The organism is Protofrankia coriariae, assembly GCF_001017755.1.
GTDB classification, from domain to species: domain Bacteria; phylum Actinomycetota; class Actinomycetes; order Frankiales; family Frankiaceae; genus Protofrankia; species Protofrankia coriariae.
This window is the reverse complement of sequence record NZ_JWIO01000014.1, coordinates 141,095-150,413: the sequence shown is the minus strand read 5'-3', so window position 1 is coordinate 150,413 and position 9,319 is coordinate 141,095. Positions and strand designations below refer to the sequence as shown.

The 9,319-nt window shown below is 70.6% G+C and carries 7 protein-coding genes, 2 tRNA genes and 1 pseudogene (1 of these 10 only partly in view); 7 read left to right on the top strand and 3 right to left on the bottom strand.

What is annotated here, in order from left to right; translation table 11 throughout:
• Window positions 1–162 carry the 3' end of an Hsp20/alpha crystallin family protein gene (locus FrCorBMG51_RS10690; protein ID WP_086055378.1) on the top strand. Its footprint begins 426 nt before the window's first position, so only the last 162 of its 588 coding nucleotides appear in the window; its start codon lies beyond the left edge, outside the window; it ends in the stop codon at window positions 160–162.
• A 145-nt stretch (window positions 163–307) separates the two neighbouring features.
• Here the strand turns inward: FrCorBMG51_RS10690 and FrCorBMG51_RS10685 are convergent, their stop codons facing one another.
• A complete protein-coding gene (locus FrCorBMG51_RS10685) occupies window positions 308–1,327 on the bottom strand; it encodes an exodeoxyribonuclease III (protein ID WP_086055377.1) in 1,020 nt (339 codons plus the stop codon).
• Between the two features lie 390 nt (window positions 1,328–1,717).
• On the opposite strand from FrCorBMG51_RS10685, the gene FrCorBMG51_RS10680 reads away from it, so the two are divergent.
• A complete protein-coding gene (locus tag FrCorBMG51_RS10680) occupies window positions 1,718–1,987 on the top strand; it encodes a hypothetical protein (protein WP_157180454.1) in 270 nt (89 codons plus the stop codon).
• Window positions 1,988–2,203: 216 nt separating this feature from the next.
• Complete coding sequence (locus tag FrCorBMG51_RS10675; protein ID WP_086055376.1) at window positions 2,204–2,830, top strand: NADAR family protein; 627 nt, start codon at window positions 2,204–2,206, stop codon at window positions 2,828–2,830.
• 225 nt (window positions 2,831–3,055) lie between these two features.
• Here FrCorBMG51_RS10675 and FrCorBMG51_RS10670 read toward each other — a convergent pair.
• Window positions 3,056–5,579: pseudogene (locus FrCorBMG51_RS10670) on the bottom strand (DEAD/DEAH box helicase).
• 128 nt (window positions 5,580–5,707) lie between these two features.
• Window positions 5,708–5,778: transfer RNA gene (locus FrCorBMG51_RS10665), tRNA-Gly, on the bottom strand.
• Between the two features lie 46 nt (window positions 5,779–5,824).
• On the opposite strand from FrCorBMG51_RS10665, the gene FrCorBMG51_RS10660 reads away from it, so the two are divergent.
• The 4 genes from FrCorBMG51_RS10660 (at window position 5,825) to FrCorBMG51_RS10645 (ending at window position 9,229) form a co-directional block, all read left to right on the top strand.
• Window positions 5,825–5,897 (top strand) — tRNA-Pro (locus tag FrCorBMG51_RS10660).
• A gap of 56 nt (window positions 5,898–5,953) precedes the next feature.
• Window positions 5,954–7,435, top strand: a complete 1,482-nt coding sequence (gene tig / locus FrCorBMG51_RS10655; RefSeq protein ID WP_047222888.1) for a trigger factor — start codon at window positions 5,954–5,956, stop codon at window positions 7,433–7,435.
• A 323-nt stretch (window positions 7,436–7,758) separates the two neighbouring features.
• Window positions 7,759–8,394, top strand: coding sequence for an ATP-dependent Clp protease proteolytic subunit (locus FrCorBMG51_RS10650; RefSeq protein WP_047222887.1), 636 nt, complete (start codon window positions 7,759–7,761; stop codon window positions 8,392–8,394).
• Between the two features lie 163 nt (window positions 8,395–8,557).
• Window positions 8,558–9,229: an ATP-dependent Clp protease proteolytic subunit gene (locus FrCorBMG51_RS10645; protein ID WP_047222886.1), complete on the top strand. Its 672-nt coding sequence runs from the start codon at window positions 8,558–8,560 to the stop codon at window positions 9,227–9,229.
• Window positions 9,230–9,319 lie beyond the last annotated feature (90 nt).

Below are 9,319 nucleotides of genomic sequence, written 5' to 3'. Positions count from 1 at the left end.
TCGCGGGCGCGCTCGCGCCCGCCTACGGGACGCGCATCCCGGTCAACCCGGGCACATCCTCGGCGCTGCCGGGCGCCGGGTCGGCTGACAGTTCGGAGAGCCACTCGGACGAGCCTGGGCACACGCCGGCAGTCGAGTCCTGAGCGGATGCCGGGCCGCTGACCGCGGGTAGTCGACCGCGGCGGCGGCCTGCCGCCCGGTGGTGTCGGAACGCTCCGCGGCGCCGCCGGGCGGCCACCGCTGAACTGCCACCGCTGAACTGCCACCGGCCGCACCGCGAACTGACCGCCGTGCCCCGGCACGGCGGTCAGTTCGCTCGGGTATCCGTGCCGCCCGCCTCCAGGGTGCCCGTATCCGCGGCATCCGGGCTGGTGACGTCCGGCTTCGTGACACCTGGGCCAGCGGTGTCGGGGCCGGCGCGGTGGCGGCCTGGCGCGGTTCGTCCCGCCCCCGTCCGTCCCGGGCCTCCCGGTGCGCGGCGCCGGGTGCTGGCCGCCCGCGGTGGGGACGGGGGCGGGACCATCGGGCCGATGTCGCCGTCCGGTGCCTCGTCAAGGTCGACGATCACCGGCGCGTGGTCGGAGGTGCCCGTGCCCTTGCGGGCCTGCCGGTCGACCCACACCGCGCGTACCCGGTCGACCAGGTTGTCGCTGGTGAGGAGGAGATCGATGCGCATGCCCATGTTCTTCGGGAACATCAGCGCCCGGTAGTCCCAGTAGGTGAAGACCTGCTCGTCCGGCCAGCGTCTGCGCATGACGTCGACCAGGCCGAGGTCGGTCAGCTCACGCAGCGCCCGCCGCTCGGCGTCGGTGACGTGCGTGGCACCGGCGAAGGCGGCGGGATCCCAGAGGTCGGCATCGGTCGGAGCGATGTTGAAGTCGCCGCAGGCGATCACCGGAGCGGTCGTGAGGGCCTTCTCGACGGACGCGCGCAGCGCGGCGAGCCAGGTGAGCTTGTACGCGTAGTGCGGATCGTCGACCGCGCGCCCGTTCGGCACGTACAGCGACCAGATCCGGATGCCGCCGCAGGTCGCGGCGAGCGCCCGCGGTTCGGGCGCGGGGAAGCCCGGGCCGTCCGCGAGCCCGGCCTCGACGTCGTCGAGCCCGGCCCGTGAGAAGATCGCGACGCCGTTCCACCGTCCGTCACCGTGGTGGGCGACACGGTAACCGCGCCGGAAGAGATCCTCATCGAAGAGCTCGAGGAAGGCCGCGTCGGAGAGCTTGGTCTCCTGGAGGCACACGACGTCCGGCTGGACCCGGTCCAGCCATTCGATCAGACGGGCCTGCCGCGCCTTCGCCGAGTTGATGTTCCAGGTTGCCACCCGCACACCATCCGACGTTAGTCCGTCGACGCTGCCCCTGACGACAGTGGTACCCGCGAACCGATGGCCACGGGCCGGCGGCGCCCGGTGCCCACGGACCGGTGCGTGGGCTGTTGGCCGTGGGCTGGTGGCCGCTGCCGGCGGCCGGCCGCCAGGCGATCGCTACGATCGGCCGGGACATCGCCTGCGACAGCGCCAGGAGCTGGCGGCCTGCCGAACGCCAGGAGGAAGACCGGACCATGCCCACTACGGCTTCCGACCACGCCCAGCCTCCCGGCCAGGTTCAGGCGTCCGGTCGAGCCCCGGTGTTCGGCCGAACCCGGGTTCCCGGGCGTACCCGGCTGGTCGGCCGGCTGGCCGGCACGGCNCGGCCGGCTGGCCGGCACGGCCGCCGTCGTGGCGATGACCGTCGGCCTGGCCGGCTGCGGCGCGGTGTCCGAGGAGACCAGACAGGCCGGCACCGACGCGCTCTGCTCGCAGATCGAGGCCCGGGCGGCGGACGTGCGCGCGAGCGTGGACGTGGCCCGGCTGGTCGCCCTGACGGTCCGCGATCTCGCGCCGGACGGGAACGTCCGGCAGCTCGCCGACCAGGTGTCACACAACCCCGGGGATCTCGAGCTTCGGGGGCAGCTAGCCGACTGGATCGACAACAAGTGCTCAGGGTGACCGGTGCTCACAGCAGCCGACACCTGAGGTGATCAGCAAGTACCTGCGGTAGTCACGGCACTTGTGGCGGCCGGCTGCTGGCCGGTTTTGCCGTCTTCGCGCCGGATGCCCACGGTCATTGATGCCCGCGGTGGTTCGGTTCGGGTTGGTTCGCGCTCGGACGAATGCTGTTGAAGCGCTGTTGAGGGCCGGGCTGCTCGTGCGACCATCAGGGCCGTGACCATACCGACCACGCCAACCACACCGGAGAGACCAACCACACCGCAGAACGCGTCCCAAGTCGAGGACCTGGTCCTGCTGGAGCAGGCCGGGCAGGAACTGGATCTTCTGTTCTTCTGGGGTCACCGGTCACCGCGCGGTGGTGGCCGCAGCGTCGGTACGGGATGCCTGAGCCAGTGGTGGCTGTCCGCATTCACCGTGAACGGGGTGCGTTACCCCACAGCCGAGCACTTCATGATGGAACGCAAGGCCCGGTTATTCGGCGACCTTGTTGCCGCGCGGGGGGTGCTCGCCACCTCCGACCCCGCCGCCGCGAAGAAGCACGGGCGGCAGGTCCGCGGTTTCGACGAGACGGTGTGGAACGAGCACTGCTTCGACATCGTGGTCCAGGGCAACGCGGCGAAGTTCTCCCAGCATCCGTCGCTGCGCAACTACCTGTTCGGCACGGGGGACCGGATCCTGGTCGAGGCGAGTCCGCTGGACCGGGTGTGGGGCATCGGCCTGGCCGCCGACGACAACCGCGCCCACCGGCCCTCGGCCTGGCCCGGACGCAACCTGCTCGGCTTCGCCCTCATGCGGGTGCGGGCCATGCTGCGTGACGCCGCGTCACATGACTCCACATGATCACATCTCCGGTCACGAGCACGCCCGAACAGCCGCACCCGACCCACTGGGCGCGTCCGCCCGTCCCCCGTTCCCCCTTGCCGGAGTGAGTACGTAAGTGGTTGCTGTGGCAGCCACTTGTTCCCTCACTATCGTGATCGTCTTTCTTGCGCGCTCCGGGAGCGTCAGGAGAGCGTCAGGGGATTCGGAGGGCCTCCCGGGCAGGGCGGCGGCGCGGCCGGGGCGTCAGAGCTGGTCGACGGCGGTGACGCGCAGGACGGCGGTGCCGGCGTCGTCGGAGGCGGCGAGGTCGACCTCGGCGCTGATGCCCCAGTCGTGGTCGCCGGCCGGGTCGGCGAATATCTGCCGCAGCGTCCAGCGGCCCGGTTCGGTGTTGATGATCAGAAGTCCGGGGCCGCGGGCGTCGGGGCCGGTGCCGATCTCGTCGTGGAGGTCGAAGTACGGCCGCAGCGCCCCCGCCCACCGGTCGGCGTCCCAGCCCGCGTCCGCGTCGAGCGCGCCGAGGTCTTCGTAGCGCCGCAGCGCGGCCAGCTCCACCCGGCGGAACAGCGCGTTGCGGACGAGCACCCGGAACGCGCGGGCGTTGGCGGTGACCGCCGGGGGCGGGGCGTCGACGCGCACGGGCGGCCCGTCCGGGGTGGGGCTGCGCAGCCGCTCCCACTCGTCCAGCAGGCTTGAGTCGATCTGGCGGACCAGTTCCCCCAGCCATTCGGTGAGGTCGGTCAGCTCCTCGGTCCGGGCCTCCTCGGGGACGGTCTGCCGCAGGGCCCTGTAGGCGTCGGACAGGTAGCGCAGGAGCAGCCCCTCGCAGCGGGCCAGGCCGTAGAACCCGATGTACTCGGCGAAGGTCATGGCCCGCTCGTACATGTCCCGCACCACCGACTTGGGCGCGAGCTCGTGGTCGGCGACCCACGGGTGGCCGCGCCGGTACGTCTCGAGCGCGGTGCCGAGCAGGTCCTCGAGCGGTTTGGGATAGGTGACGGCGTCCAGCAGCTCGAGGCGCTGCTCGTACTCGATGCCGTCCGCCTTCATCTGGGCGACGGCCTCGCCGCGCGCTCTGAACTGCTGGGCGGACAGGACCTGGCGGGGGTTGTCCAGGGTGGCTTCGACGACCGACACCACGTCCAGCGCGTAGTCGGGCGCGTCGCGGTCGAGCAGCTCCAGGGCGGCCAGAGCGAAGGGAGACAGCGGCTGGTTGAGGGCGAAGCCGAGCTGCAGGTCGACGGTGAGCCGGACGGTGCGTCCGGTCTCGTCCGGCACGGCGAGTCTCTCCACCACGCCGGCGGCGAGCAGCGCCCGGTAGATGGCGATGGCCCGGCGGATGTGCCGGCGCTGGGCGGGCGGGCTCTCGTGGTTGTCGGTGAGCAGCCGGCGCATGCTGGCGAAGGCGTCGCCCGGCCGATTGATCACGTTGAGGAGCATGGCGTGGCTGACAGCGAAGCTCGACGTCAGAGGCTCGGGCTCGGCGGCCACCAGNCTCGGGCTCGGCGGCCACCAGCCGCTCGAAGGTTGCCGGGCCCCAGGAGACGAATCCCTCCGGGGGCTTCCTGCGGACGACCCGCCGTCGCTTGCGCGGGTCGTCCCCTGCCTTGGCCAGGGCGCGTTCGTTCTCCACGACGTGCTCGGGCGCCTGCACGACGACCGTGCCGACGGTGTCGTAGCCGGCGCGACCGGCCCGCCCGGCGATCTGGTGGAACTCCCGGGCGCTGAGGTGGCGGGTCCGCGTCCCGTCGTACTTGGACAGCGCGGTGAACACGACCGTGCGGATCGGCACGTTGATCCCCACGCCCAGGGTGTCGGTGCCGCAGATGATCTTCAGGAGTCCTTCCTGGGCGAGCTGCTCCACCAGCCGGCGGTACTTCGGCAGCATGCCGGCATGGTGGACGCCGATGCCGTGGCGGACCAGGCGGGACAGCGTCCGGCCGAACCCGGCGGCGAACCGGAACCCGCCGATCGTCCTGGCGATGGCGTCCTTCTCCGTCCGGCTGCACACGTTGATGCTCATCAGCGACTGGGCGCGTTCCAGCGCCGACGCCTGGGTGAAGTGGACGACGTAGACCGGCGCCTGGTGGGTGCTCAGCAGCTCCTCGAGCGTCTCGTGCAGCGCGGTGGTCACGTAGTGGTGGAACAGTGGCACCGGACGCTGGGCGGAGCGGACGACGGCGGTGGGCCGGCCGGTCCGGCGGGTCAGGTCCTCCTCGAACCGGCGGACGTCCCCGAGGGTCGCCGACATGAGGACGAACTGCGTGTCCGCGAGCTCGAGCAGCGGCACCTGCCACGCCCAGCCGCGGTCCGGGTCGGCGTAGAAGTGGAACTCGTCCATCACGACCTGCCCCACGCCGGCGGCGGCCGCGTCCCGCAGGGCGATGTTGGCCAGGATCTCGGCGGTGCAGCAGATGACGGGGGCGGTCTCGTTGACGCCGGCGTCCCCGGTCATCATCCCCACGTTGCCCGGGCCGAACGTGGCGCACAGGGCGAAGAACTTCTCCGACACCAGCGCCTTGATGGGCGCGGTGTAGAAGCTGCGCCGGCCGTGGGCCATCGCGGCGAAGTGCGCGCCGATGGCCACCAGGCTCTTGCCGGACCCGGTCGGGGTGGCCACGATGACGTTGGATCCGGTCACCACCTCGATGAGGGCCTCGGCCTGGGCGGGGTACAGGGTGAGCCCCTGCTTCTGCGTCCACTCCGTGAACGCGTCGAAGATGCTGTCGGGGTCGGGATGCGGGGGCAGGTGGTCGGCGAGCGTCATGGTGCATCCGATCGTGCCCGATGAACCGGGCCGGACACCGCGCGGGCCGACGACACGACAAGGATCGCCGTACTACAAAGATCGCCGCCCTGGCCGGGGTGTGGCCCTGACCAGGGGCGGCGCGCACGAGCGGGTGACCGGGATCGAACCGGCATGGCCAGCTTGGAAGGCTGGGGCTCTGCCATTGAGCTACACCCGCGGGACGTTCCAGAGACTCTACCCCGTAGGATGGAGGAGCAACGCCACGGGGCGTAGCGTAGTGGCTAGCGCGCCTGCTTTGGGTGCAGGAGATCGGGAGTTCGAGTCTCCCCGCCCCGACCGGTAATCTCGGCGCGTCCATCCGATCCACCGCCGCATCAGGAGTTAGCCGCGCCGTGAAGGCCACCAAGGAAACCCTTAGTCCCACCCGGGTCAAGCTGACCGTCGAGGTGCCCTTCGACGAGCTCAAGCCCTCTGTCGACGCCGCCTACCGCAAACTCGCGCGGGACGTCCGGGTTTCCGGCTTCCGGCCGGGCAAGGTGCCGCCGCGCATCCTCGACCAGCGCCTCGGCCGGGGGACGATCCTGGAGGAGGCCATCCACAGCGCACTGCCCCGGTTCTACACCGACGCGGTGCGCCAGGAGGAGGTCGACGTCCTCTCGCAGCCCGAGGTCGACATCAGCTCGTTCGCCGACGGCGCCCCGCTGGTGTTCACCGCCGAGGTGGACGTCCGCCCGGAGATCGCCCTGCCGGAGTACGGCACCGTTGAGATCACCGTCGACGCTGCCGAGGTCACCGAGGAGCAGGTCCAGGCCCATCTGACGACGCTGCGGGAGCGGTTCGCCGTCCTCGGGCCGGTGGAGCGGCCGGTCCAGGCCGGTGACTTCATCTCGCTCGACCTGACCGCGACCGTCGACGGGGAGACCGTCGAGGGCGCCGACGCCGCTGGCCTGTCGTACGAGGTCGGCAGCGGCGATCTCGTCGAGGGCCTCGACGAGGCGATCACCGGTGCCTCCGAGGGCGAGAGCCGGACGTTCCAGACCGAGCTGTTGGCCGGGGAGCACGCCGGGAAGTCGGCCGAGGTCACGGCGACCGTCCGCGGCGTCAAGGAGCGTGAGCTGCCCGAGCTCGACGACGACTTCGCGACCACCGCCAGCGAGTTCGACTCGCTGGCGGAGCTGCTCGAGGACGTCCGGGCGAGCCTCGGCCAGGGAGCCCGGCTCAACCAGCTCAACCAGGCCCGGGAGCGCATCCTTGACGATCTGATCGAGCGGCTCGACGTGCCGGTGCCGGAGGCGGTCCTCGACAGCGAGGTCGAGGCCCGCGAGCACCGCCTCTCCCACGAGCTTGAGCGCCTCGGCCTCGAGCGGGCCGCCTACCTGGAGTCGCTCGGCCAGAGCGAGCAGGAGTACCTCGACGAGCTGCGGCGGCTGGCCGCGCGAGCGTTGCGCTCCCAGTTCATCCTGGACGCGGTGATCAATATCGAACAGATCGGCGTCGAGCAGGGCGAGCTGATGGAGCAGATCATCGGCCGGGCGCAACGCGCGGGCCTGAGCCCGGAGGTCTTCGCCCAGCAGATCTCCCAGGGCGAGGGGCTTGCCTCGATCATGGCGGACACCCTGCGCGGCAAGGCTCTCACCTTCCTGCTGGAGCAGGTGAAGGTCGTTGACGCCGAGGGCAACGCGGTGGAGCTGGACCTGCCCCGCCGGCCGGAGCCGGCGGTCGATGCCGCCGACGCCGACGCCGATGCCGCCGACGCCGATGCCGGCAGCGCCTACGACGCCGATGTCGACGATGCCGACGGCGATGCCCGCGATGACGATGACGACGACGAGGTGGCCGGTGGCACCCAGGTCGGCCCCACACCCGGCGTCTGAGCGTCCCGGCACCACCTGACTGGCCGTCGCCGGGTGGACGAGGACCGTCCGGGGGTTGACCCGGTGCCTCGTCCGCCCGACCGGTACCTGGCCCCGCCCGGCTGGTAGCGCCCGACTGGTAGCCGGCCCCCGGGGCCTTGGCCGGCCGTCCGTCCGGCGTCTGTATGATACCTCGATGTCCGAATTGATCAGATTTCGGACTGGCCGGCCCTCACGCCCAGCGCGAACATCGAGCGTGAACTCCCGGAACCGACGCGAGTCACAGATAGTGTCGAGCCGGTCAGATCAACCGCCGCCAGCGCGAGGAAGCCGAGGAGCTAACCGTGAGTGATATCGCAGCCCCGAGCCTGGCAGTCCCGCAGCTTCGCTCGCCGGGGTCGAACGGGGCCGGTTTCGAGGAGCAGGTCTTCAACCGCCTGCTGCGCGAACGGATCATTTTCCTGGGCTCGGTGGTCGAGGACCAGATCGCCAACACGATCATCGGCCAGCTCCTGCTGCTCAGCGCCGAGGATCCGAATCGGGACATCTCCCTGTACATCAATTCCCCCGGCGGCTCGGTCAGCGCGGGCATGGCGATCTACGACGTCATGCAGTATGTCGAGAACGACATCGTGACGGTGGCTCTTGGCCTTGCCGCGTCGATGGGCCAGTTCCTCCTGTGCGCGGGCACGGCGGGCAAGCGCTACTCGCTGCCGCACACAAGGATCATGATGCACCAGCCCTCCGGTGGTATCGGAGGCACCGCGTCCGACATCGCGATCCAGGCCGAGCAGATGCTCTACACCAAGCGGATGATGCAGGAGCGGATCGCGTTCCACACCGGCCAGCCCGTCGAGCAGATCGAGCGGGACTCCGACCGCGACCGTTGGTTCACGGCCGCGGAGGCCAAGGACTACGGATTCGTCGACCATGTGGTATCGCAGGCCCGCCAGGTGCCCAGCGAGAGCGCGGTCAGCTAGCCCCGGTCGAGCTGGGCCGTCCTGGTGGACGTCGACCGCGCGGATCGATCGACATCCACCAGGCCACCACCCACCGGACCGGCTCGAAGAACACGCGGGACGCTCAGCCCGCACCGTCGAATCTGCCACCGATCATCACAAGCCGTCGGGGAGGCACCCGGACATGAACCAGACGATCACCGGTCAGGGCGACACCAGCCGTCAACCCGTCAGCCGATACGTCCTGCCGCGCGTCATCGAGCGGACCAGCCGGGGCGAGATCGCTCTCGATCCCTACGAGAAGCTCCTGCGCGAGCGCATCATCTTCCTGGGTGTGCAGATCGACGACACGTCCGCCAACGACGTGATGGCGCAGCTGCTGTTCCTGGAGTCCGAGGACCCGGACCGCGACATCTCGATCTATATCAATTCGCCGGGCGGTTCCTTCACCGCGCTGACGGCGATCTACGACACCATGCAGTTCGTCCGGCCCGACATCCAGACGATCTGCATGGGGCAGGCGGCATCGGCCGCCTCGGTGCTGCTCGCCGCCGGCACCCCGGGCAAGCGTTTCGGGCTGGAGAACAGCCGCATCCTGCTGCACCAGCCGTCCGGGCAGGGCGAGGGCCAGTCCAGTGACCTGGAGATCCAGGCTCGGGAGATCCTGCGGATGCGTGCGCTGCTGGAGCGGATATACGCCCAGCACACCGGCCGCAGCGAGGAGGAGATCCGCCGGGACATCGAGCGGGACAAGATACTCAGCGCGGCCGAGGCCAAGGAGTACGGGCTGATCGACGAGGTCATCTCGACGCGCAAGTCCTCCCAACTGGCAGCCGCTCCGTCGGCCACCCGGTAGCGACCCCCGGCGCGGCGAAAACCATGACTGCGTTGCTTTCGCCCCCCGGACGGCCGGGGGAGCTGGGCACCGCGCGGCCGGCGGGCCAGC